We start from the raw sequence: 24,586 nt of genomic DNA, 5'->3' as shown, positions 1-24,586 counted from the left end.
TGGCTCTCCTAGCGCGATTCACGATCACGCGTGCGGCTGGTGTCTCGCGCACGGGCATCATTGGACAAAGGGGGTGGCATCGCCGGAACGGCGGCTGGTGCCGTTGATGCGGGCACATCCGTCAGACCTGCTGTCGAAGTCGCTCCTTGCAGTATCTTGTCGAGTGGTAAGTACAACAGATTCGAACCCTGGCGCGAATCTATGAGCACCTTGGAAACACTGCTATAAATTTGTTGCATGGTGTCCAGGTACATACGGTCGCGCGTCACTTGTGGTGCCTTCTGATACTCAGCCAGCACCGCACTGAACCGCTGCGAGTCACCTTGGGCCTGTGCAACGATGCGCGCCTTATAAGCGTCTGCTTCTTCTTTCAGACGCGATGCCGAGCCCACTGCACGCGGCACAACATCATTGGCATAGGCTTGTGCCTCGTTCTTCGCCCGCTCGCGCTCCTGGCCGGCCTTCAAGACATCATCAAATGCTGCTTGCACCTGCTCCGGCGGCCTCACACCACCTTGTTGCAGGTTGATGCCTACCACCTCGACACCCACTTTGTAACGATCCAGAATGGTTTGCATCAAAGCACGCACACGCGGCGCAATCTGATCACGTTCTTCAGCAAGCGCAGTATCCATTTTCATCTTCCCGACAACTTCGCGCACCGCCGTTTCGGCTGCCTGAACAACGGCATCCCCCGGGTTCTTGCTCTCAAACAACCAAGCACGCGCATCATTCAATCGGTACTGAACGGCAAACTTGATCTCAACGATGTTTTCATCTTCCGTCAGCATGGCTGATTCGCGTAAACCGGTGGCCTTGATCACCGTGTCACGACCTACATCCACTGAGCGAATTTGAGTCACAAACACCAGTTCATGTCGCTGAACAGGATATGGAAGTCGCCAGTTGAAACCAGCACCTGCCGTACTTTTGTATTTTCCAAATTGCGTAATGACGGCCTGCTGCCCTTCCTGCACAATGAAAAAACCTGTTCCTAACCAGATAAGAACGGCAATCCCGGCAATCAAGCCAACGCCGACACCTGCATTCTTCATGTCAGGCTGGTACCCGCCACCACCCGTACCGGGGCCGCGTCCGCCGCCATTCTTTCCACCAAAGAACCCAGACAACTTACGGTTTAGATCACGCCACAATTCATCCAGATCTGGAGGCTGCCCACCTTGTTTGGGATTGCGATCATCCCGCCCCCCAGAAGACTGGGGCGGCGGGCGCCCACCATCGTCCCGAGCGTCATCGTTTGATTTATCGTCGCCTCGACCCCAGCGAGGATCGTTCAGATTGAACATTCCTCGCAGACTTGCAGGCAAGAGAGCCCAGCGGCGGGCACTGTTTGGTGCATTCATGCGCAAATTCTCTAGTTTTCAAAAATTGGAGTGCACGGGCTATTGTGCCCAATCAAGGTTCCTGCGCATCCACAGGAACATCACATCCCGAGTGCATACCCAATGGATACGCATTCATCACAGTAGCAGCAAGGTGGGCACGCAATGTGTCCAAACCCTCCGCCCCACGGGCACTGACGAAGATGCGCGGAATCTGCTTTCCATCAATTTCAAAGGTGTCGCTCAACTGTACAGGACGGTTGTGCAACTCCAAGGCGTCGAGCTTATTGAACACAAGTAGTTGCGGGACATCCGCAGCGCCGATCTCATGGAGCACTTTCTGCACCTGCTCGATCTGCTCAGGAAAATGAGGATTGGCCGAATCCACCACATGTAGCAACAAGTCGGCATCGATGGCTTCTTGAAGCGTAGCCTGAAATGCATCTACCAAACCATGCGGCAAATCACGAATAAATCCCACGGTATCCGACAAAGACACCGATCGACGTGCCTCTGCTAAATACAACTGGCGCGTTGTGGTGTCAAGCGTGGCAAACAATTGATCTGCAGCATAAGCACGCGCCTTCACCAGCGCATTAAACAGCGTGGACTTACCTGCATTGGTGTAACCCACCAAGGAAATGTTGAAGGTGTCTTTGCGGTCGCGTTGACGCCGCTGAGTTGTGCGCTGGCGTTTGACCTTGACCAAGCGCTCTTTGATCCTTTTGATAGATTCATCGATCATTCGACGATCCAGCTCGATCTGTTTCTCGCCCGGGCCCCCACGAACTCCAGCGCCTCCAGTCTGACGCTCCAGGTGGGACCAACGCCGCACCAAGCGCGTGCTGAGGTATTGAAGCCGTGCCAACTCCACTTGCAGCTTGCCTTCATGGCTGCGCGCACGTTGCGCGAATATTTCAAGGATCAGAAACGTTCTGTCATAAACAGGCAGTTCCAGACTCCGCTCAAGATTGCGCTGTTGTGCCGGGCTGAGTGCTTGATCAAACAACACCTCCACAGCACCATGCATTTGGGCCAGAGTTCGAATTTCGTCAGCTTTACCACTTCCTACGAAGAGCGCAGCATCAGGCGCTTTGCGTTTACAGATTAAGCGGGCTACAGGCGTGAGCCCCGCCGTCTGGGCAAGCAGGCCAAGCTCCTCCAAATCGGCATCAAAATGGGGAAGCCCGAGATCCACCCCGACCAGAAGGACGGGGGCAGCCATGCGATCCGTTGTATCAGTAGTGCTCAAATCAGCGAGGATATGGCAGCCGATCGAAACGCATTTCCGAAGGATCGATCGAGCAGATCAAGTGCGAAATCAAGCATCTGGGTTCGCGTTTGCATCCGAAGCGTCACTTGTAGAAAAATTGACGGCCCGCCCGGGTACGATCGTTGAAATGGCATGCTTGTAGACCATTTGAGTCACCGTGTTGCGCAGCAGCACAACATACTGATCAAAAGACTCGATCTGACCCTGAAGCTTGATGCCGTTGACAAGATAGATGGAAACCGGCACATGCTCGCGGCGCAGGGCGTTGAGAAAGGGGTCTTGAAGAAGCTGACCTTTATTGCTCACGATATTCTCCGTGTTCAGAATTTTGTTGTAAACCAGCACCTTACCACAGCTGCCCTCTCATGCACCCGGTCGGAGCACGTTCCCACAGCGCACTACAGGACAAAGGGCAACTCAGGAATGATCCCCGTCGGTAAATGGGTTGTGGGAGGTTTTCATTTCAATCCGCAATGGCGTTCCGACCAAATCGAACTCCTTGCGAAAACGCCCTTCGAGGAAGCGTTTATAGGCATCTGTTACATGCTCCAGGGAGTTGCCATGAATCACAATGACCGGAGGGTTCATGCCTCCCTGGTGGGCATACCGCAGCTTCGGGCGAAACATTCCTGCGCGCTTGGGACTCTGGAACTGAACAGCTTCCAAAAGCAACCGCGTCAACACAGGTGTTGACATCTTGCACATCGCTGCCTTGTGCCCCTGCACAATGGATGCCCACAGTGGGCCCAGTCCCTGCCGCTTCTTGGCTGAAATGAAATGCAGCGATGCGAACTTCAAGAAAGTCAGTCGCGTCTCGATGGAGCGCTCCAAAAGTTGCTTTTGGTAGTCATCCACAGCATCCCACTTGTTGACCGCAATCACAACGGAGCGCCCGCTTTCTAGGATGTAGCCTGCAATATGGGCATCCTGATCCGTCACGCCCTGGGTTGCGTCTAGGAGCAGTAGCACCACATTAGCGGATTCAATCGCCTGGAGCGTCTTGACCACAGAGAATTTTTCGATCGCCTCAAACACCCTCCCCTTGCGACGCAAACCAGCGGTATCAATCAATTCGAATCGCTGTCCGTTACGCTCAAAAGGGACAGAGATTGTGTCGCGCGTTGTACCAGGCAAGTCGAAGGCCACTAAACGCTCCTCACCCAACCAGGTGTTGATGAGCGTTGACTTCCCGACATTGGGGCGTCCCGCTACCGCCAACCTGATAGTGGATTTGTCAGCCGGTTCGGCATCTTCCTGCGCTTCGGGCAAATGCAACAACTCCAAGGCAAGTTCCACGAGATCGCGGATCCCCTGCCCATGGGCCGCTGAAATGCCATGCACATCGCCCAGCCCCAGCTCATAGAACTCGGACAATTGCACACCCTCAAGCATGCCCTCTGCCTTGTTGGCAACCAGAACACAAGGTTTACCAAGACGGCGTAAATATTTCGCAATCTCATGGTCCTGCGCTGACACGCCAGCACGGGCATCCACCACAAAAACGACAACGTCCGCTTCAGCTACGGCTTGCTGCGTTTGTTTCGCCATCTCGCGGTAGATACCACTGACCGCATCGGGCTCAAACCCCCCGGTATCGATAACGATGTATTCATGCTTGCCCTGCTTACCGTTACCGTAGTGCCGGTCACGTGTCAGTCCGGCAAAGTCCGCAACGATGGCATCCCGGGATTTGGTCAGACGATTAAAGAGAGTCGATTTCCCGACATTGGGACGCCCTACCAAGGCAATCACTGGCTTCATGGAATACTACTTTTCATCAGTCCGGTCGATAGCCAAAAACACTTCCGTTGCGCGTAACAACGATCAGCGTGTCAGCCGCAACCACAGGCGTGACAGTAATACCAGAACCATCCGTCTGAACCCGGTTCAAAGGGGCGCCATCATCGCGCGACAAAAAATGCACCAGACCAGATTCATCACCAACAACGACCGATCGCCCCAGCACCAATGGCGCCGTCAACTTGCGGTATTGCAGTCTATCCGTCGACCAAAGTTTCCGGCCATCCCGACGACTCCAGGCCACCACGACTCCATTGCTTTCGGTTCCAACGACCAGCTCCTCATTTCCTTGGATGCCTTGACCACCAGAGGCCTTTTGCACCCAATCCACCATTCCACGGCCCACATTCACACACCCAACAGCCATTTGAAATGCGCGAACGCAGACACTCGAATCCACTCGGCTCACTGGTGCGACGAGATCTACGAGACGCTCGACATCGTTGGTTCCACGCGAGCTGGCAAGTGGAGCCTCCCAGCGGACAACGCCGTTGTCAGGGTTCAAACCAACTAGCCTGCCCGACGAACCCGTTACCAAGGTGTCATCCACCGCAAGCAGAACACCCGGTTGACGAAGCACCAAGGGCTCACCCGGCCTTGCCACATTCCACAAGCGCCCCCCATTGGCGGCATCAAATGCAGTCACAGATCGATCGGCGCCGAGCACGAAAACCCGCGCTCCAGCAACCAGCGGTGCGGTATACACCTGCGATGACAACCGCTTGCGCCAAAGCTCGCGTCCCGATTCCAGCACGACTATTTCATTGCGACCGGTAACCACCGCCGTCCATTTACCATCGCTGCCGACGCCCGCCGCCAGCGACTCATCCAGCGCAGTGCGCCAGAGATCTCCACCAGTACGTGCGTCAATACTGGCAACCATGCCATCCGCCGACGCCACACTGATCGTACTAGCTTGGACATGAACCATCAGCGGCATGCTCTTCAAGCCGCCAATCTGCGCAGCCCAGGCTTGACGCACTCCTAGAACCGGAACGTTTGCCCCGAGATCTGCAGGCTTCGGTTTTTCCGCACCGCCGCCCCACAAAGAACATCCCACCAAGGTCGAGGCCAGCAGAACCCCCACCGTACTCCGACCCAGAAAACCTGCTGTGCGCTTGATCGCCTTCACTTGCTTGACTCCAGGGGTGCGGCTATCGCCACAGCCTGCGGGCGCTCGCCCAAAGCGTTAAGTTTGATTTCCACCAAACGCCGATATTCGACATTGTCAGGAAATGCCTTGTAGGCCTTCAAATATTCGGCGACGGCTTCTGATCTTTTTCCTTGCAAAGCAAGTACATCACCCTTTCGATCAGCTACGACGGCTGCGTACTCCAACGAAAATGGCGCAGACAATCGCTGCAGCGCCTCGTCATAAGATTGTTGTGCCATCAGCAAACCGGACAGGCGAATCCGCGCCAACTCCTTGTGCCCATCATCAGCAGCATGATCGGCAATCCAAGTCAATGCTGACTTGGCCGCATCCAAATTGCCTTTGGTCGCTTCCATCTTGCTCACCAAAAAACCAGCCTGACTCGCCTGGATGGTGCCCGCATATTTGCCACGAAGATCTGAAAACGCTTGCTCCCAACGCCCTTGGTCACCGGAAGCAACCGCAACCTCCACCGCGTCATATAGCGCCGCTGCCTGCGTGGCTTGTCGGGCCTGCCAGAACTGGTATCCATTCCAGGCGGCCAACGCAGAGACGACCACCAACAGGACCGAGCTGATCAGCGTGCCCCAGGTGTTCCAGAAATGCTTGAGCTGATCTAATTGCTCTTGTTCTTCAAGATCGAGATGATTTGCCATGCTAGATGCTTCAATTAAGTGGTGGATTGTAGGGTGCTGGCCCAGTCCGCGACCTGGTTGATCGGGTGCTCGACTTGTTCACTGCCACTATCGCGGAGCGATTTCACAATCACACCACCGCGCGCCAGTTCGTCAGCCCCGAAAACCAATGCATAACGTGCACCACTGGCATCTGCTTTTTTAAACTGCGATTTCATACTTCCCATGCCCTCACCACGGATGCCAGGACTGTGCATCTGAACGCTGACGCCCAGGCCCCGCAATTTCTGTAGCAAGGCTATAGCGATCGGCAGCGCAGCCGCATCGGGAATAATGGCATACGCCATGGGTGCTGGCGGTAGTTGCGCCGCGCACTGCTCCTTGATCAGCTCAAGCACCCGCTCGACGCCGAGCGCCCAGCCCACGGCTGGCGCAGGCTTTCCGCCAATTTGCTCGATCAAATAGTCGTAACGCCCGCCTCCGCAAATGGTTCCTTGCGAGCCGAGTTGATGGGTCACAAATTCGAAAACGGTCAAATTGTAATAATCCATCCCTCGAACCAGACGAGGATTGAACTTCCATGCAACACCATTCGCATCCAGGATAGTTTTGACTACATTGAAGTGAGCTAGTGACTCCGCTCCAAGGAAATCGATCAATCGGGGCGCCTTTTCCACCAAGTCCTGCATGCTCGGGTTCTTGGTATCCAGAATACGCAAAGGGTTACTGTACAACCGCCGCCGCGCCTCTTCGTCCAGCAGGTCTATCCGCCCTTCCAGATAGCCAATCAATGCCGTCCGGTGTGCCTTACGCTCGTCCGGTTGTCCCAGGCTGTTGATTTCGAGTTGCACATCCTTCAGACCTAGCTCTTTCCATAGAGCGTCCGCCAAGAGTATGAGTTCGGCGTCCATTTCCGCCCCAGGAAAACCCAACGCTTCGGCACCGATCTGATGAAACTGGCGATACCGACCGCGCTGAGGCCGCTCATGGCGAAACATCGGCCCCATGTAATACAGCCGCTTGCCACCGTCGTACAGCAAAGAATGCTCCACCACTGCACGCACCACACCTGCGGTGCTTTCTGGGCGTAACGTAAGTTGCTCTCCGTTGAGTTTGTCTTCGAAAGAATACATCTCCTTCTCAACGATGTCTGTCACCTCTCCGAGGCCGCGAATGAACAACGCCGAAGGTTCAACAATAGGCGTACGGATGTTACGGTAGGCATACCGCTCCATCAATGATCGAATTTTGCTTTCCAGCCACTCCCATTGAGCGGAATCCGGAGGGAGGATGTCATTCATCCCCTTAACAGCCAAAAGACGCTCTGGCTTTGCAGATGGCCTATCTTTATCAATACTCACGACGTCAATTTCACTGGTATATAAAAAGAATGACGACTTAGTCATCGTCTAAAAAAATATGATTCTTACTGCATTAGCAGTTATTTATTTCGGACATCACGAATTTCTTGGTGGGCCAAAGCGCTGCTCGATGTATTGCTGCACCAGCTGATGAAATTCATGTGCAATATTGTCGCCACGCAACGTCAATGCCTTTTCCCCATCGATGAACACGGGAGCTGCAGGAGCCTCGCCAGTACCCGGCAGGCTGATGCCGATATCGGCATGCTTGCTCTCACCTGGGCCGTTCACGATGCACCCCATGACTGCCACTTTAAGCGCTTCAACACCTGGGTACTGTTTGCGCCAAACAGGCATTTGCTCTCGCAAATAGTCATCAATCTGCTTGGCCAACTCCTGGAACGTGGTGCTGGTCGTTCGACCACAGCCGGGACAAGCCGTCACACTGGGCACAAACATACGAAGCCCAAGCGACTGCAGGATTTCCGATGCAATCACCACTTCCTGCGTTCGTGATTCGCCAGGTTGAGGGGTTAAAGACACACGGATGGTGTCCCCAATACCATCCTGGAGCAACACCGCAAGAGCGGCGGCCGACGCCACTGTGCCCTTGGTCCCCATACCTGCTTCCGTCAACCCCAAATGCAGGGGATAGTCGCACCGCTTTGCCAATGCTCTATAAACCGACACCAGATCCTGCACACCACTGACTTTGCAGGACAAAATAATCTGGTTGCCGTCAAGGCCGATGTCTTCTGCCCGGCGCGCCGACTCGATCGCCGAAGTGATCAGCGCCTCATACATTACTTGCTTTGCATCCCAAGGCTGGGTGCGTGCGCTGTTGATATCCATCAACTGCGCCAGAAGCTCTTGGTCCAAACTACCCCAATTGACACCGATACGCACCGGTTTTTGCCAACGGATGGCGGCTTCAATCATTTGCCCGAATTGCTTGTCCCGCTTGTCGCCCTTGCCCACGTTGCCAGGATTGATGCGGTACTTGGACAACGCTTCTGCACATGCGGGATAATCGGTCAAAAGACGGTGGCCGTTGTAATGAAAGTCGCCGATCAGGGGCACATCGATCCCCATGCGATCGAGTTGTTCCCGCACATAAGGCACTGCAGCTGCCGCCTCGGGCGTATTCACGGTGATGCGCACCAGTTCAGAACCCGCTAGAGCGAGCTCTTTGACCTGAATGGCGGTTCCCACCGCATCGACGGTGTCCGTATTGGTCATCGACTGCACGCGCACCGGAGCATCTGCCCCAATCGTCACGACACGAATTCCCCAGGCTACGCGCGCCTGGCGCGTATGCCGTGCCAGCGGCGCTGCCACCGTCACAGGAGAAGTAGATTGATCTATCAAATTCACGGTTTCACCTCAAACCGGGCAACGTTATCTTTGGACACTGAAGCCAGATCAAAAACCTTGCCACGCACCAGCACTTCCGTCACGTCTGCCTTGCCCACCACCACCGAAAATGGTGGCTTTCCAGGCGCGACCACGGAGTCACCAGCGGTAAGGAGCTTTTGAAGAACCGTTGCACCCGAGGCATCCCGAACCTGAATCCAGGATTCATTTCGGGTACGAAACACGAGAATCTGGCTTTGCGCCTCATCCACTGAAACCATCGCGGCCGATGCACTAGGTGCTGGCGCAGATGCAACGAGAGCCATTGACTCCGCTGCTGCGGATGGACGGGTCAATCCCGCCTCTACGGCAGCAACCACAGCATCAGTAACGGGCTGCACCACCGAACTCTCAGTTACCGATGGCGCAACAATTGGAGAACCTTGTTTGCTGAGTTCGCTCACCATAGGCAGCGCCTGCTCTTGCGAACGAGGATAGAAAACCAAAACGGCAGCGCCCAGCAACAACGCCATCGCAGCCAGAAATGCAGGTCGCATCATGCGCGCCAACGCGGGTCCCATACGGGAATGCTCAGTACCGTCCTTGAATGCGGCATTGATACCCGCAGGATCGACAGACAGCTTGGGTGCTCCGCTTTGCGGCATAAGGGCCAGAACGGGTGCAGGATCCAGCTTCAACGACCGACAGACACTGGAGGCCAAGGCCCGCACGAACACTGCGTCCGGCAAGGCTTCAAAGTTATCCGCTTCCAATGCCTCCAACTTACTGATCGGCACCTTCAGCGACACAGCTAAAGCCTCGATATGCATCCCTGCCGCTTCGCGCGCTGCACGCAGCATGCCACCTGGAGAAACTTGGTGTGACGGGGTCAACTCTGGCCCTCCCGGTGAAAACTGTCCCTCTTCAGTCATTGAAAGCGCCCCGATCCAATGCAGACAGTTCACGTGAATCAGGGAACCGCTTGCGCAACTGCTCGGCCAACTGCCGGACGGCCACGGTATCACCAAGGCTGCGCTCTATCTTGATACCCAGCCACAAGGATTCGGCATTCGCGAACTCACTGTTATTGATACGACGGATATAAAACTGCGCTCGCGCCACATCACCACGCCGTACCAGCAGATCGGCAAGGTTGTAGCCAACCACGGGGTTGCCCGCATCCAGCTCATACGCGCGCAGCAAGGTCTGCTCCGCAACCGCGTTGTCACCTGCCCGCGCCTGACAGAGCCCCTGTGCCATCAGCGTCTTGCTGCGTGCAACATAGGTGGGGTTGGCCAAAACCTGGGCAAATTGCTTGTCGGCTTCCGCATATTTCTGCTGTTGGCACAGCAGCCATGCGTGGTTGTGCAATACGTTAGGGTCTAAAGGACGAATGGCAAGCGCCCTGCGAAAGCTGTCCTCGGCCTGTCCCATGTCATTGAGACGCATGTAAATCAGGCCGCGCAAATTGTAGGCATCGGCATACGTCGGATCATTGGCCAGCGACTGCTTGACCTCATCCAATGCCACCGCGGCCTTACCCATTTCAAAGTAATTGACCGCCAGTTCCAATCGGATACGGGCACGCCGCCGTACCTCAGGCTCATCAGACGGCGTAATGACCTCTTGACTGAACCCTGACCCAGCACCTCCTGCCGGCGTGGCACACCCCGTCAGCCCCACCAAACCCGTTAGCAACACAAAGACTGCCAGCGGCCCTTTGATTCTGATCTGGTGCCAGAGAGCTACGGTTTCTGCCATGTCATGTTTCCTTGTATGTCGGGGCTCCCGTGTCAGCCAACTGAATGTTGATGGTACGGCGCTTCGCCATACGCTCCATCACACGGGTTCTGTCTTGGACCTCGCCTGCCAACTGACCGCAGGCTGCATCAATGTCATCACCACGGGTTTTGCGCACCGTCGTCACAATTCCAGCATCACTCAGCATTCTTGCGAACGCCAGCACCCGCTCAGCTCCCGAACGATGCAAACCCGACGCAGGAAACGGATTGAAAGGAATCAGGTTAAATTTGCACCACACCCCTGGCCGAGCATTCTGTTTCACCAGTTCAATCAGCTGCACGGCATGCTCTGGCTGGTCGTTGACCCCATCCAACATGCAATATTCAAAGGTAATGAAATCCCGCGGCGCATACTCTAAGTAGCGGTTGCAAGCGTCCATCAACTCCTGGATGGGGTATTTGCGGTTCAACGGAACCAGGTCGTCGCGCAATATGTCACTCGGCGCATGCAGCGACACCGCCAAGGCGACGGGACAATCCTGGGCCAGACGGTCGATCATGGGGACGACGCCCGATGTGGAAACCGTCACCCGCCTGCGCGACAAGCCATAAGCATGGTCATCGAGCATGACCCGCAATGCAGGCACGAGCGCAGAATAGTTCTGCAAAGGCTCTCCCATGCCCATCATGACCACATTGGAAATCACCCGATCGGTCGTGCCCTGCCGCTTGCGGAGCACATGCTCGGCAAACCACAACTGGGCGACAATTTCGCTCGTCGTCAGATTTCGACTGAACCCTTGGTGCCCCGTTGAACAGAATCGGCACCCTACCGCGCAGCCGGCCTGGGATGAAATGCACAGCGTACCCCGATCGTCTTCCGGGATAAAGACTGCTTCTACCGCGTTGCCGGCACCCATATCAAACAGCCATTTGACGGTGCCATCGGCAGACTGGTGCTCACTGATCACTGGCAGTGCCAGCACCTGTGCACACCCTTGAAGCTTTTCGCGCAGTGACTTGGCCAAGTCACTCATTTGATCAAAATCGTCGGCACCACGCTGGTGTATCCAGCGAAACAACTGCGTGGCACGAAACCGCTTTTCTCCGAGCCGCTCACAAAAAGCGGCCAACCCATCAAGGTCGAAATCCAGAAGGTTGACCTTCATGGGCGGCCACCACCTTTGCCCGCGCGCAAACTCCAGGCGCACGACCACCCGCTACGGAGCGAAAAGTGCAGCCGGAGAAGTGCCATCTCAGCGGGAGTAAATTGCCAGACCAGGGAAGAAGAAGGCAATTTCTGCCTGCGCCGTTTCCGCAGCGTCAGAACCATGCACTGCGTTGGCATCGATGCTATCGGCAAAGTCGGCGCGAATGGTGCCGGCATCGGCCTTCTTCGGGTCGGTTGCACCCATCAGTTCGCGGTTCTTCAAGATGGCGTTTTCACCTTCAAGAGCCTGGATCATGACGGGGCCAGACACCATGAAATCCACCAGATCCTTGAAGAAGGGGCGGGCCTTGTGCACAGCATAGAACTGCTCGGCTTCCAGACGGGAAAGGTGCGCCATGCGGGCGGCCACAACCTTCAGGCCAGCCGCTTCAAAGCGAGCATAGATCTGGCCGATGACATTCTTGGCCACGGCGTCGGGTTTGATGATGGAAAGAGTACGTTCGATAGCCATTTTTCGATTCCTGGATAGGTATTGGTTGATTATTTTGCCTTGCAGACAAAGCCTTTGATTCTAACCCGGCGTCCTTCAAAGAGAAGCTCAGCGCCCGCCTCGACCGCCACCACGCCCACCCAAGCCCCCACGACTGTCTCGGCGTTGGGCCTGGCGCTGGCGCGCAAGACTGTCGGTACCGATATAGCCTACCGAGGTTTTTAATGGATCGGGCTGGGCAGAACCGCCTTGATTGCGCGTCGCATCGGAGTTTCTGTTCCTGACAGGCGCCGGGCGACCCTGCATACCCCGTCCTGCATCGCCTGAGTTACCACCTCGCCCGCGGGCATTTCTATCGTTGCGCCGCGATGCAGGCGCATCACGAGCCCCCTCCACCCGAGGCGCACGCTCTGCTCCGGCGGCTTTCATCAAAGCAGCAATATCCGATTCCTCCAGCTCCATCCAGGCCCCACGCTTGAGCCCCTTGGGCAAAACCATGGCACCGTAACGGATACGAATCAGTCGGCTGACGGCATGGCCCACCGCTTCCAGCATGCGCCGAACCTCGCGGTTCCGTCCTTCGGAAATCGTGACACGGTACCAGCAGTTGGAACCCTCCCCTCCACCGTCCTCAATCGATCCAAAAACCGCCATCCCGTCATCCAGCTGCACGCCTTCCAGCAACCGTGCTTTCTCTTCGTTGCTGAGAGCCCCCAGCACCCGAACGGCATACTCCCGCTCCAGACCAAAACGAGGGTGCATCAGATTGTTGGCAAGCTCCCCGGAGCTGGTGAACAAGAGCAAGCCTTCGGTATTCAAATCCAGGCGTCCCACCGACTGCCACTTGCCTTGCTGCAGACGCGGCAGTTTGCGAAAAACCGTGGGGCGATTTTGGGGGTCGTCATTGGTGACAACCTCGCCTACAGGTTTGTGATACGCAATAACACGGGGCGGTGGCGGATCGATACGGTAACGAATGGGCTTGCCATTGACCTTGACCTGGTCTCCATACTGAATCCGCTGGCCTATGTGCGCAGGCTCATTGTTGACCGAAATACGCCCTTCCAGAATCAGTTGCTCCATCTCCAGACGCGAGCCCAACCCGGCTTGCGCCAACACCTTGTGGAGCTTGGGTGTTTCGACCTGGGGCAACAGCACCCGCTTCACAGGTGTGATGTCGTCACTGGCTTCGTCTGCATCAAACTGCCCTGAGACGACGTCGGAAAACTGGTAGCCCTGGGCAGCCTTGCCCCGGGGTTCGGGAGCTTTGCCCGAGCGACGTTGCCCCCCCGCTGTTCGGGGCTGCGGCCCACCCCGCGCTGGCCGGTTTACCTCGTTGCTTTGCGGCCCGATGGCTGCGCCGGACTCGACAGGCGGGGCGCCACCTGCATCGTTATGCGACTCCATGGGAAGATTCTCTTTGCGCACCGGCTGCTTCGCGTCAGCCACATCAGACCCCACCAAGGGAGAAGCCTGCGCGATCCCGTCGTCGGTTGGCATATTGTCGTTCATGGTCATTATTCCAGGATGCTGCCTGCAGCATCTTCATGGTTAGGGATCGGGGCATCCGCATCACTGGGCTTGACAACTTCCGTCAAATTTCCAGCCCCCATCTCGTGGTCGTTGGCTGCATCCAAGGCCGGCAGCTCCGGCTGCGCCAACATTTCATCTTCGCGCAATTGCAGGGATTGCAGCACCCTCTCCTGCACCGATGGCTCATCAAGAACCGGCAATTGATCGAGTGATTGCAATCCAAGGTCATCCAGAAAATGCCGGGTCGTCGCCAGCAACGCCGGACGCCCCACCGTTTCTCGGTGACCAATCACTTCAACCCAACCCCGGTCTTCCAACTGTTTGATGATCAAACTATTGACCGTCACACCGCGGATGTCTTCAATATCGCCCCGCGTCACTGGTTGGCGGTAGGCAATGATGGCCAGGGTTTCCAGCGTAGCGCGGGAATAGCGCGGCGGCTTCTCCGGGTGCAGGCGATCCAGATACTCCCGCATTTCAGGACGGCTCTGGAAGCGCCAGCCGGTTGCCACCGGCACCAATTCCACGCCACGCAAGGCCCAATCCTGTTGCAAATCCAATAGCAGCGTCTTGATCGTATCCGACCCCAGCGCATCATTGAAAAGCACGCGCATATCACGCACAGCCAAAGGTTGCTGTGCACAGATCAACGCAGTTTCAAGAACCCGTTTGGCATCCACCGTATTCATGGTTCAGCAATTCCGGGAAAAGGGTGCGGCTCACGCACGAGCAGGGCACCAAACCAACAGAAAAATCGATCAATGGGGACTGTAGGGGTACAGGTATCACACCGCACCAACACCTTGCGGGAATCCGCCGGCATGCGAGCAAAGCCAAAAATGGCCGTCAGGCGCCATTGTATCTCAGCCCCAAAACATCCAGAGCCGAACGCATGTCTGTCGGAACAGGGGCCAAAAACTCCATCGCCTCGCCCGTCACCGGATGCGTGAATGCAAGGCGGAAGGCATGCAGCGCCTGGCGCTGCATGCCCGCCAAGGATGTTCCGCCATACAACCCATCGGCGACCAGCGGGTGGCCCTTGAAGGCCATATGCACCCGAATCTGGTGTGTGCGCCCGGTGTGCAGCGTGCAACGCACCCAACATACCTGTGTGCCGTTGGCCAGCAATTCCACATCGGTCCGCGCCACCTTGCCCGCATGCATAGCCAGATCGACTACAGCCATGCGCAAGCGGTTGCGGGGGTCGCGGCCAATCGGGGCATCTACAGCGATCGATCCCGCGGCTTTCCAGGGCCGGTGTGCCAACGCCAAATACTGGCGATGCACCTGCCTTTGCGCGATCATGTGGACCAAGGCATCCATGGAGGCACGGGTACGGGCAACCACCATCAGGCCACTGGTGTCCTTGTCCAGCCGGTGAACGATGCCTGCGCGCGGCACCAGCGCACTTTTCGGGTCGCGCGCCATCAGGCCATTGAGCAGCGTCCCACTCCAGTTTCCTGGCGCGGGGTGCACAACCAGTCCTGCAGGCTTGTTCACCACCAGCAGGTGTTCGTCTTCATGCACCACATCAATGGCCATGGACTCGGGTCGGAAGGCCTGGCTTTCCAGTGTCGGGCGCATTTCCAGCACCACCCGATCCCCGGCCTTGACCTTCTGGGCCACCTTAAAGAAGACGTGGCCATTGAGCTGAACCGCCCCATGCTCCAGCAATTGCCGAAGATAGCTGCGCGAAAACTCGGGAACCCTGTCGGCCAGCGCCTTGTCCAGGCGTTCGCCATGCTGGGCTATGCCCATGTCAATGACCCGCGATTCGGTCTCCGACAAAGCCGGTGATTCATCCTCGACCAGGTCTTGCGCCGAAACCTCGTCCAGCGCCACCTGGCGATCGCCCACCATGGTTAGCGCGAAGGCAGGAAACGCGCCGGATCGACCGGTTTGCCCTGGCGGCGAATCTCGAAATGCAGCTTCACGCGATCAGCATCGGTGCTGCCCATCTCGGCAATTTTCTGCCCCTTGCGCACGGACTGGTCCTCCTTCACCAGCAAGGTCTGGTTATGGGCATAGGCTGTCAGGAAGGTGTTGTTGTGCTTGAGGATGACGAGGTTGCCATACCCACGCAGGCCTGCGCCTGCGTACACAACCCGGCCATCGGCGGCAGCCAATACCGCATCACCGGCCTTGCCGCCAATATCAAACCCCTTGTTGCGCGCTTCGTCGAAGCCCGCCAACAAGGAACCGGAAGCCGGCCAGATGAAACCCATTTCGTCATCCCCGGCCGCTGGCGAAGGGGCTGGCGTTACTGCTACCGGGGTTGGTGCAGGCGCGGCCGGTTTTGCGGCGGACGCCGAAGTGGCTGGTGCTGGCGCAACACTGGAAGACGTCACAGGCCGTGTCACGACACCGCCGCTGTCATGCACAACAGGCGCAGCCACCACTGCCGCAGGAGAAGTAACCCGCAACACTTGCCCCACCTCAATCAGGTTGGGGTTGTCCATGTTGTTCCAGCGGGCGATGTCTTTCCAGCTCTGACCCGTGTCCAGGCCGATACGGATCAGGGTATCTCCTGGCTTGACGGTGTAGTAACCGGGGCGACCCGCGTTCTCGGCACCTGGCAAAGGTTTGACGGCCGACGAGGCCGCCACCTCACCCGACTGCACAACCACAGCGGTGCCCCGATCCTCCACGGGAGCCCTGGTCATGCGGGTACCGCAGCCCGCCAGTACAAGGCTTGCCAGCGCCACAGAAACCCACACCCCACGACTACGCGATACCAACATAAGCAATTTCCTTCAAGCAACGCCTGATTTTAGAGGGACAAAGTGCACTGGCTCGAGCACGGTTTGTTTCAATCCGTGCGCCGTCTTGTCGACTACCAACAACATTTGCTGCCCGTCGGCTCCGGCAATGGGGGCTACCAGCCGCCCGCCCACCGCCAACTGTTCACACCACTGGGGCGGAATCGCTGCACCGCCTGCAGCCGCCACGATACCGGCGTAGGGCGCACCCTGGGCAAAACCGACCATGCCATCGCCGAAAAGCAGGTGCACATTGGCAAGCCGCAAAGGGCGCAAATGAACACGCGCCTTGTCGTGCAGGCCTCGCAGGCGCTCAATGCTGTAGACCTCGCGGGCCAGTCGACTCAGCACAGCTGCCTGGTAACCACAGCCAGTGCCGACTTCCAGTACGCGACCGAGTGATCCTGACGAACGAATGACCTCGGCCCCCAGCAGCAATTCAGCCATGCGCGCCACGATGCTGGGCTTGGAGATCGTCTGTCCCAGCCCGATGGGCAGGCTGGTGTCCTCGTACGCCTGATTGACCAGGCCCGAATCAACAAAACGGTGCCGCTCCACTGCACCCATGGCTTGCAGCACCTTGGGCGACGTGATGCCGGCAGCCCCCAGGCGCTGCACCATGCGTGCGCGTACCGCCGCTGAATCGAGTCCCAGGCCCGTGGGCATGGCGACTGCCTGCGGCAACCCCGTCCGCACCGCAGGCGCAGCCACCGGCTTGCCTACGCCGGGAGCCGATGGAAGAATGCGTGCCGGAAATCCGGGGCGCCGTTGCTGCATCAGCTGCCTTCAGAAGCGGCGTCACCTGCCGCCAGGTGAGCGGCGGTCTGCGCCCAGTAACCCAGATTCTGGTAGTCGGTGAGATCCACCTTAAGGGGAGTGATGGACACATGCCCGTTCGACGTGGCATGGAAATCTGTGCCCTCGGCGTCGTCCTTGGCCGCACCAGCGCTGCCAATCCAGTACATGACTTCACCGCGTGGGCTTTCCTGGGTAATCACCCGTTCGGCGGCGTGGCGACGCCCCAGGCGGCACAGCTTCAGGGAGCGCATCGCATGCATCGGCAGGTTGGGAATATTGATATTGAGCAGCCAGGGCGCCTCACCCACCAGCTTCCGTGCAGCCATCTGTCGAACAATTTCTGCCGCCTTTTGTGCTGCGGCCTCGATCTCGCCCCAACCTTTGTCCACCTGCGAGAACGCAATCGCCGGAATTCCAAACAGATAGCCCTCCATCGCAGCACCCACGGTGCCGGAATAGATGGTGTCGTCGCCCATGTTGGCGCCGTTATTGATGCCCGACACCACCAGGTCGGGCCTATACCCTAGCAAGCCGGTCAACGCGACGTGAACGCAGTCGGCCGGTGTGCCATTGATGTAGCGAAAACCGTTGACCGCCGTTTGGACATACAGGGGGGAATGCAGCGTCAGCGCGTTGGACTTGGCGCTGTTGTTGTGTTCGGGCGCCACCACTTCCACATCAGCGACCTGGGCCAGTGCCGCATGGAGCGCCACGATGCCGGGAGCCTGATAGCCATCGTCGTTGGAAATAAGTATCTTCATGGTGCGGTATCGAGTGGCTGGATTGTAGGCGCCCACCCGGTACGGCAGACCGTCATAGCGGGGTCGCTCAAGGGACATGGAGTGCCTGCGGCACAGACCTATCATTTCGGTTTGCAACGACTGGAGACACCCCTCATGCACGCATGGCTATGCACCAACCCCACCGGCGTCGAAGCCCTGGCCTGGACCGAGTTGCCCACACCGACCCCCAAGGCGGGCGAGGTTCTGGTCGAGATCAAGGCCGCCAGTCTGAACTTTCCAGACCTGCTGATGGTCCAGAACAAGTACCAGATCAAGCCGCCACTGCCGTTTGTGCCCGGGGCCGAATACGCCGGCGTGGTGCAGGCCGTGGGCGAAGGTGTGACGCACCTCCAGCCGGGACAGAGCATTGCCTGCCTGTCGGGCACGGGGGGTTTTGGCACCCACACCATTGCACCGGCGGCCCTGTGCATGCCCCTGCCACCCGGTTTTTCCCATGTGGATGCAGCCGCGTTCATCATGACCTATGCCACGTCCCACCATGCCCTGGTGGACCGGGCGCAGCTCAAGGCCGGCGAGACCGTGCTGGTGCTGGGTGCCGCAGGCGGTGTGGGAACCGCTGCCATTCAGATCGCCAAGGCCCTGGGTGCCACCGTGATTGCTGCAGCCTCCACGGACGAAAAGTGCGCGCTGTGCTCCTCGATCGGTGCAGACAGCACCATCAATTACCAAAAAGAAGACCTGCGCGAGGCCGTCAAGCGCCTGACGGGCGGCAAGGGCCCGGATGTGGTGTACGACCCCGTTGGCGGCGACTTTGCCGAGCAGGCCTTCCGTTCGATCGCCTGGCGCGGTCGCTACCTGGTGGTCGGCTTTGCGGCGGGGCCTATTCCGGCACTACCCCTGAACCTGCCCTTGCTCAAGGGCGCATCCATCGTGGGTGTGTTCTGGGGTGAGTTTGCCAAGCGCGAGCCCAAGGCCAATAGCGCCATGATGATGGAATTGGCGCAGTGGTATGCCCAGGGCAAGATCAAGCCGGTCATTGACCGCACGATGCCCATGGCTGAACTGCCCGCCGCTTTTGCCCACATGGGCTCGCGCAGCGTGCAGGGCAAGCTCGTGATGGTGAACTAGGGTGTAGAGCGCGCGCCACGCACCTGCAGGCGCGCGCAGCGCACACCCTGTTCAAGCCCGGTGGCCTCTGTCACACTTGCGGCTTCCTGCATTTCCTGCCCTGGTGGCTGTTCATGGCCGAGAGACTTCCTTCGGATATCGCGCGCGAAACCCTCAAGCAACTGGCCTTGCGCAGGCTGACGCCCACGCCGGACAACTTCAGAACGTTGTACGACGAAATCTCCGGGAACATCACCCCACCGCCATTTCCTGAAGGGCAACTGCGGCAGATTTTGCGGGTGGTTCCCGGCCAGACACCCGCGCAAAAGCGCCTGCTCGGGCAATTTGAAGCCGCTGTGGCCCAGAAAGACTGGCAAGCCATGCAAAGCGTGTTTGTAGGCTACGCCAAATTAGGTGCCAGTGCACCCATCGAAGTGGGTGAGCCCGGTACTGACATGCCCGGAACCCCGGATGCATCCGCTGTCGCACCCACCACCCTCCTCCTCACAAGGACCCCGACCACGATCCCGGACGAACTGGCCGAACAGCTGGCGCGCATGGTAGAGCACACCCTGCATGGCCTGAGCAGCGATGACGCGCGCGTTCATCTGCTTGGCGGTCAGTTGGTGAAGTTTCTGCGCCAGCCTGCGCCGCCGATCAGCACGCTGCAGATCATGCTGGCCAATTTCAGCTTCCGTCTGTCGTTCGCCACCGAAGACCAGGCCTCCGTGCGCGCCATGCTGCTGGAATTGCTGCACATGGTGTTTGGCAACATCGCCGCGCTGAGCATCGACGACCGCTGGCTTCAGGGCCAGGCCGAGGCTCTGGTGGCCGCCACCGCCCAGCCACTCACCCTGCGCCGCCTCGACGATGTGCAACGCCGCCTGAAGGATGTCATCTTCAAGCAGACCGAGGCCAAGGGCCGCATGGTCGAGGCCCAGGAGCAGATGAAGGAGATGCTTTCTACCTTTATCGAACGCCTGTCCGACATGACCCAGGCCAGCAGCGGCTACCAAAACAGGATGGAGCGCTACTCCGAGCAGATCTCGCGGGCCAGTTCGCTGGCAGAGATCACCCCGGTCCTCAAGGAACTGGTGGGTGCCACGCGCTCCTTGGCGCTGGACAGCCGCGTGGTGCGCGACGAACTCACCGACCTGCGCGGACGCGCCCAAGAGAAGCAGACCGAAATGGTGCGGCTGCAACAGGAACTTGACCGCGTGAGCACCCAGGCCCGCCACGACCCGCTCACCGGCTCGCTCAACCGCAAGGGGCTCGACGAAGTCATAGAACGCGAAATTGCGCGCGCCCACCGCACCAATACCCCGCTGTGCGTATCCCTGCTCGACGTGGACAACTTCAAGCTGATCAACGATCGGCTCGGCCATGAGTCCGGCGACGCTGCCCTGGTGCACCTGGCCGATGTGGTGCGCGAAGTCATGCGCCCGCAAGACATGCTGGCACGCTACGGTGGCGAAGAATTTGTGGTGGTGCTGCCCGATACCGCACTGACCCAGGGCGTCGAAGCCATGCAGCGCCTGCAGCGCGAGCTGACCACGCGCTTTTTTTTGCGCAACAACGAAAAAATTCTCATCACCTTCAGCGCCGGCGTGGCCCAGCTGACCAGCACCGAAACCGCGGCCGAAGCCATCCACCGTGCTGACCAGGGCATGTACCTTGCCAAGCGCTCCGGCAAAAACCGCGTGATGCCTGCCTGACACCGCTGCGGGCACGCTTGCACAGCTTCCCCAACATGCACCAGCGCCGCCAGTTCCTGCACCTGGCCCGCAACGCCGCTGCCATGGCCGCCCTGCCCCGCTGGGCATGGGCTGGCAGCACACTGCGGCACAACCCCTTTGGCCTGGGCGTGGCCAGTGGCGAGCCTGCGCCCCAGGGCGTAGTGCTCTGGACGCGCCTGCTGCCCAGCATCTCCAACACCCCCGCCAGCCTGGCCGATACCCTCACCGTGCGCTGGGAAGTGGCCAATGACGAAGCGTTCCGCCGCATCGTGCGCCACGGCACAGCCCCCGCATTGGCTGCGCTGGGACACAGCGTGCATGTCGAGCTCACCGGCCTGGAACCCGACCGCTGGTATTACTACCGCTTCATGCTGGGCGATGCCATCAGCCGCACCGGCCGCACACGCACCGCCCCCTTGCCTGGGGCCATGCCCAGGCACCTGCGCCTGGCCTTTGCGTCTTGCCAGCGCTGGGAAGACGGCCACTATGCCGCCTGGCGGCACCTGTGCACCGACACACCCGACCTGGTGCTCTTCCTGGGCGACTACATCTACGAATACGCATCGCCCCGCGACACCACAGGCCTGGCGCGCGTGCACAGCCTGCGCCACGCCACCACGCTGGCCGACTTTCGCGACCGCCATGCCCTGCACAAAAGCGACCCGCACCTGCAGGCCGCCCACGCCAGCTGCCCCTGGGCCGTGACCTGGGACGACCACGAAATACAAAACGACTACGCGGGCAGCGCAGGCAAAGGGGATCCCGCCGCCTTCCTGGCCTTGCGCAGTGCGGCCTGGCAGGCTTTTTACGAGCACATGCCGCTGCGCGCATCCAGCCTGACTGCCCGCGGTTTTGCGCTGCACCGCCGCCTGGACTGGGGACAGCTGGCCCACATCCACCTGCTCGACACCCGCCAGTACCGCGACCTGCAAGCCTGCCGGCGCCCCCGGTCGAGCGGCGCGGGTGCCGTGCGCCCGGACGACTGCGCCGCCCTGCAAGACCCGTCCCGCAGCATGCTGGGCACCACCCAAGAGAAGTGGCTGGACCAGGGCCTGGCGTACGACGCACACACCCAGGCGCGCTGGAGCGTGCTGGCGCAAACCACCCTCTTCTCCCCACGCCACTACCCATCGGGACTGCGCTCGACCGACACCTGGGACGGCTACCCCGCCGCACGCCAGCGCCTGCTGAACGCCATAGAGCGCCATGCACCGCGCAATACCGTGCTGCTGGGCGGCGACATCCACCAGAACTACGTCTGCCGCGTTCCCGCCCACCCCGACCGGCCAGACGGGCCCACACTGGCCAGCGAGTTCTGCGGCACCTCCATTTCTTCACGCTCGGGCACCACGCAACAGAAAGTCGATGCCGTGGCCCGCCACAACCCCCATGTTCTGCTGGCACGCTGCGACCAGCGCGGCTATGGCCTGGCCGACCTGACCCCGGCACGCTGGACCACCACCCTGCGCTGCGTGGACGACCCACTGCGCGAGGACAGCGGCGTCCACACCCTGGCGCGCTTTGTGGTGCAAGACGGCAAGCCCGGGCCTCGACAAGACGGATGAAGCCGTACAAATTGCTATTATTTTTATAGCTTTTAGCGCTTGCCCTCAAAGCCTCAGAGGCCAAAAACACTGAACTTTTTGGATAACGCCATCCCCCGTTGGGCATAGCGCCACAGTGGCGTTTACCATGGCTGCCTCGCCTTGATCTCTGGAGATTGCCATGCCCCACTGCATCCCCGCGTTTCGTATCGGCCTGCTGGCCACCGCTGCCTGGCTGGCGGGCTGCGCCAGCACCCCCGCTTTGCACTACACCGTTCCCGCACAGCCTGAGGGCGCCTCGGGCTACACCGAGAAACCCGGCTGGGCCACAGCCCAATTTGCCGTTGCGGCCGCCAACCCGCTGGCGACCGATGCGGGCTACCAGGTCCTCAAGGCTGGTGGCTCGGCCATTGACGCCGCCATCGCCGTGCAGATGGTGCTCACCCTGGTGGAACCCCAATCGAGCGGTATTGGCGGTGGCGCCTTCCTGCTGCACTCTGATGGCCAATCGATCGAAGCCTACGATGGCCGCGAAACTGCGCCCACCAGCGCGGACGAAAAACTTTTCCTCGATGCCAACGGCAAGCCCATGGCTTTCCATGATGGCGTGGTAGGCGGCCGCTCGGTCGGTGTGCCCGGCACCCTGCGCATGCTGGAAATGGCCCACCGCGCGCACGGCAAGATGCCCTGGGCCGCCCTGTTCCAGCCCGCCATCGTGCTGGCCAAAAGCGGTTTCAAGGTCAGCCCACGGCTGCACACCCTGTTGGCGAATGAAAAATATCTGTCGAAGGACCCCGTGGCGGCAGCGTATTTCTATGACGCTAGCGGAAAGCCCTGGCCCGTGGGCCATGTGCTGAAGAACCCCGAACTGGCCGCCGTTCTGCACAACATTGCCACCGAAGGCAGCCGCGCGCTGCACGAAGGGCCGCTGGCCCAGGCCATCGTCGATAAAGTGCGTAAACACCCCAGCAACCCCGGCCAGCTCTCTTTGGCCGACCTGGCGGGCTACCAGCCCAAAAAGCGCGAGGCGCTGTGCCACGACTACCGCGCCCGCGCCCACGACTATCTGCTTTGCGGCTTTCCACCGCCCAGCTCAGGCGCCCTTGCCATCGGGCAAATCCTGGGCATCCTGAACCAGACCCAGGCCGCCACCCTGCCGCTGGACCAGGGCCTGCCATCACACCAGTGGCTGCACCTGTACACCGAGGCCTCGCGCCTGGCTTTTGCTGACCGCGCCCTGTACGTGGCCGACCCCGACTTTGTGCAGCCCCCGGGCGGCAGCTGGATGAGCCTGCTCGACCCTGCCTACCTGGCCGAACGCGCCGCGCTGATAGGCGCGCAAAGCATGAAAGTGGCGCAGCCCGGCACACCCGGCGCCCTCAAAACCAGCCAGGCCCCCATGCCCGAGCAGCCCGAATACGGCACCAGCCACATCAGCATTGTGGACAGCCAGGGCAACGCACTGGCCATGACGACCACCATCGAAGACGCCTTTGGCTCCCGGCAGATGGTGACCACCAACACGGCCCGCAGCGGGGGCTTTTTGCTGAACAACGAGCTGACCGACTTCAGCTTTGCCCCCACCGACGCGCAAGGCCAGCCCATTGCCAACCGTGTGCAGCCTGGCAAGCGCCCCCGCTCGTCCATGGCGCCCACGCTGGTGCTCGACAAGGCCACGGGCCAGGTGCTGATGAGCGGGGGCAGCCCGGGTGGCGCGCTCATCATCCACTACACGGCCAAGACCCTGTACGGCGTGCTCAACTGGGGGCTGACCCCACAAAAGGCCATCGACCTGCCCAACTTTGGGTCACTCAACGGCCCCTCGCTGCTGGAGGAAAACCGCTTTCCTGCGGCCACCGTGCAAGCGCTGCGCGAGCGCGGCGCCGAGGTGCGCGAGATGAACATGACCAGCGGCCTGCAGGTCATTACCCGCGGCCAGGCCCATGGCAAAACCCTGTGGCTGGGCGGTGCAGACCCCCGGCGCGAGGGTGTGGTCATGGGTGATTAATTTTAATAAAAACAGGCTCCAGCGCTTGATAATTAAG

The 24,586-nt window shown here is 59.4% G+C and carries 22 protein-coding genes; 4 read left to right on the top strand and 18 right to left on the bottom strand.

Annotated elements, in window-relative coordinates:
- Positions 1-8: 8 nt before the first annotated feature.
- The 18 genes from hflK to surE form a co-directional block, all read right to left on the bottom strand.
- Positions 9-1,364 (bottom strand): FtsH protease activity modulator HflK, encoded by a 1,356-nt coding sequence (gene hflK / locus C8D04_RS03040; protein ID WP_116003545.1) that lies wholly within the window; start codon positions 1,362-1,364, stop codon positions 9-11.
- 52 nt (positions 1,365-1,416) lie between these two features.
- Positions 1,417-2,568, bottom strand: a complete 1,152-nt coding sequence (gene hflX / locus C8D04_RS03035) for a GTPase HflX (RefSeq protein WP_199562958.1) — start codon at positions 2,566-2,568, stop codon at positions 1,417-1,419.
- Positions 2,569-2,664: 96 nt separating this feature from the next.
- A complete protein-coding gene (gene hfq, locus C8D04_RS03030; RefSeq protein ID WP_233521094.1) occupies positions 2,665-2,922 on the bottom strand; it encodes an RNA chaperone Hfq in 258 nt (85 codons plus the stop codon).
- A 111-nt stretch (positions 2,923-3,033) separates the two neighbouring features.
- Positions 3,034-4,377 carry a ribosome biogenesis GTPase Der gene (gene der, locus C8D04_RS03025; RefSeq protein WP_116003543.1) on the bottom strand — a complete coding sequence of 448 codons (1,344 nt, stop codon included), beginning with the start codon at positions 4,375-4,377 and terminating at the stop codon, positions 3,034-3,036.
- Positions 4,378-4,393: 16 nt separating this feature from the next.
- On the bottom strand, positions 4,394-5,518 hold the full coding sequence (bamB, locus tag C8D04_RS03020) for an outer membrane protein assembly factor BamB (RefSeq protein ID WP_233521228.1): 1,125 nt from the start codon (positions 5,516-5,518) through the stop codon (positions 4,394-4,396).
- Positions 5,519-5,544: 26 nt separating this feature from the next.
- Positions 5,545-6,225 (bottom strand): tetratricopeptide repeat protein, encoded by a 681-nt coding sequence (locus tag C8D04_RS03015; RefSeq protein ID WP_116003542.1) that lies wholly within the window; start codon positions 6,223-6,225, stop codon positions 5,545-5,547.
- A 14-nt stretch (positions 6,226-6,239) separates the two neighbouring features.
- Positions 6,240-7,505, bottom strand: a complete 1,266-nt coding sequence (gene hisS, locus C8D04_RS03010; RefSeq protein ID WP_233521227.1) for a histidine--tRNA ligase — start codon at positions 7,503-7,505, stop codon at positions 6,240-6,242.
- Between the two features lie 156 nt (positions 7,506-7,661).
- Positions 7,662-8,930, bottom strand: a complete 1,269-nt coding sequence (gene ispG, locus C8D04_RS03005; protein WP_116005981.1) for a flavodoxin-dependent (E)-4-hydroxy-3-methylbut-2-enyl-diphosphate synthase — start codon at positions 8,928-8,930, stop codon at positions 7,662-7,664.
- 5 nt (positions 8,931-8,935) lie between these two features.
- The gene (locus tag C8D04_RS03000; RefSeq protein WP_233521093.1) at positions 8,936-9,811 is read right to left on the bottom strand and encodes a helix-turn-helix domain-containing protein; all 876 of its coding nucleotides are present in this window, start codon (positions 9,809-9,811) and stop codon (positions 8,936-8,938) included.
- A gap of 31 nt (positions 9,812-9,842) precedes the next feature.
- Positions 9,843-10,679 carry a type IV pilus biogenesis/stability protein PilW gene (pilW, locus tag C8D04_RS02995; RefSeq protein ID WP_116003539.1) on the bottom strand — a complete coding sequence of 279 codons (837 nt, stop codon included), beginning with the start codon at positions 10,677-10,679 and terminating at the stop codon, positions 9,843-9,845.
- 1 nt (position 10,680) lies between these two features.
- A complete protein-coding gene (gene rlmN, locus C8D04_RS02990; RefSeq protein ID WP_116005980.1) occupies positions 10,681-11,829 on the bottom strand; it encodes a 23S rRNA (adenine(2503)-C(2))-methyltransferase RlmN in 1,149 nt (382 codons plus the stop codon).
- A gap of 87 nt (positions 11,830-11,916) precedes the next feature.
- Positions 11,917-12,342 carry a nucleoside-diphosphate kinase gene (ndk, locus tag C8D04_RS02985; RefSeq protein ID WP_116003538.1) on the bottom strand — a complete coding sequence of 142 codons (426 nt, stop codon included), beginning with the start codon at positions 12,340-12,342 and terminating at the stop codon, positions 11,917-11,919.
- Positions 12,343-12,429: 87 nt separating this feature from the next.
- Positions 12,430-13,833: a pseudouridine synthase gene (locus tag C8D04_RS02980; protein WP_116005979.1), complete on the bottom strand. Its 1,404-nt coding sequence runs from the start codon at positions 13,831-13,833 to the stop codon at positions 12,430-12,432.
- A 5-nt stretch (positions 13,834-13,838) separates the two neighbouring features.
- Positions 13,839-14,543, bottom strand: coding sequence for an SMC-Scp complex subunit ScpB (gene scpB / locus C8D04_RS02975; RefSeq protein ID WP_233521092.1), 705 nt, complete (start codon positions 14,541-14,543; stop codon positions 13,839-13,841).
- 157 nt (positions 14,544-14,700) lie between these two features.
- Positions 14,701-15,714 carry an RluA family pseudouridine synthase gene (locus C8D04_RS02970; RefSeq protein ID WP_233521091.1) on the bottom strand — a complete coding sequence of 338 codons (1,014 nt, stop codon included), beginning with the start codon at positions 15,712-15,714 and terminating at the stop codon, positions 14,701-14,703.
- Positions 15,715-15,716: 2 nt separating this feature from the next.
- Positions 15,717-16,595 (bottom strand): peptidoglycan DD-metalloendopeptidase family protein, encoded by an 879-nt coding sequence (locus C8D04_RS02965; protein ID WP_116003537.1) that lies wholly within the window; start codon positions 16,593-16,595, stop codon positions 15,717-15,719.
- 12 nt (positions 16,596-16,607) lie between these two features.
- Complete coding sequence (locus C8D04_RS02960; protein WP_116003536.1) at positions 16,608-17,390, bottom strand: protein-L-isoaspartate(D-aspartate) O-methyltransferase; 783 nt, start codon at positions 17,388-17,390, stop codon at positions 16,608-16,610.
- On the bottom strand, positions 17,390-18,172 hold the full coding sequence (surE, locus tag C8D04_RS02955; RefSeq protein WP_116003535.1) for a 5'/3'-nucleotidase SurE: 783 nt from the start codon (positions 18,170-18,172) through the stop codon (positions 17,390-17,392). The genes C8D04_RS02960 and surE overlap by 1 nt, the downstream gene beginning before the upstream one ends.
- Positions 18,173-18,307: 135 nt before the next feature.
- Here surE and C8D04_RS02950 point away from each other — a divergent pair, with 135 nt between their 5' ends.
- The 4 genes from C8D04_RS02950 to C8D04_RS02935 all read left to right on the top strand — a co-directional run bounded on the left by C8D04_RS02950 (position 18,308) and on the right by C8D04_RS02935 (position 24,549).
- Positions 18,308-19,282: an NADPH:quinone oxidoreductase family protein gene (locus tag C8D04_RS02950; RefSeq protein ID WP_116003534.1), complete on the top strand. Its 975-nt coding sequence runs from the start codon at positions 18,308-18,310 to the stop codon at positions 19,280-19,282.
- Positions 19,283-19,395: 113 nt separating this feature from the next.
- Positions 19,396-20,976, top strand: coding sequence for a GGDEF domain-containing protein (locus C8D04_RS02945; protein WP_116003533.1), 1,581 nt, complete (start codon positions 19,396-19,398; stop codon positions 20,974-20,976).
- Between the two features lie 35 nt (positions 20,977-21,011).
- Entirely contained in the window at positions 21,012-22,562 is a 1,551-nt protein-coding gene (locus tag C8D04_RS02940) for an alkaline phosphatase D family protein (protein ID WP_116003532.1), read from the top strand.
- 160 nt (positions 22,563-22,722) lie between these two features.
- Entirely contained in the window at positions 22,723-24,549 is a 1,827-nt protein-coding gene (locus C8D04_RS02935; protein ID WP_116003531.1) for a gamma-glutamyltransferase family protein, read from the top strand.
- The last annotated feature ends 37 nt before the right edge of the window (positions 24,550-24,586 follow it).

The sequence above is a fragment of the Simplicispira sp. 125 genome (assembly GCF_003096555.1).
Taxonomy (GTDB): Bacteria; Pseudomonadota; Gammaproteobacteria; order Burkholderiales; family Burkholderiaceae_C; genus Simplicispira.
This window is presented reverse-complemented; position numbering and strand designations above follow the sequence as displayed.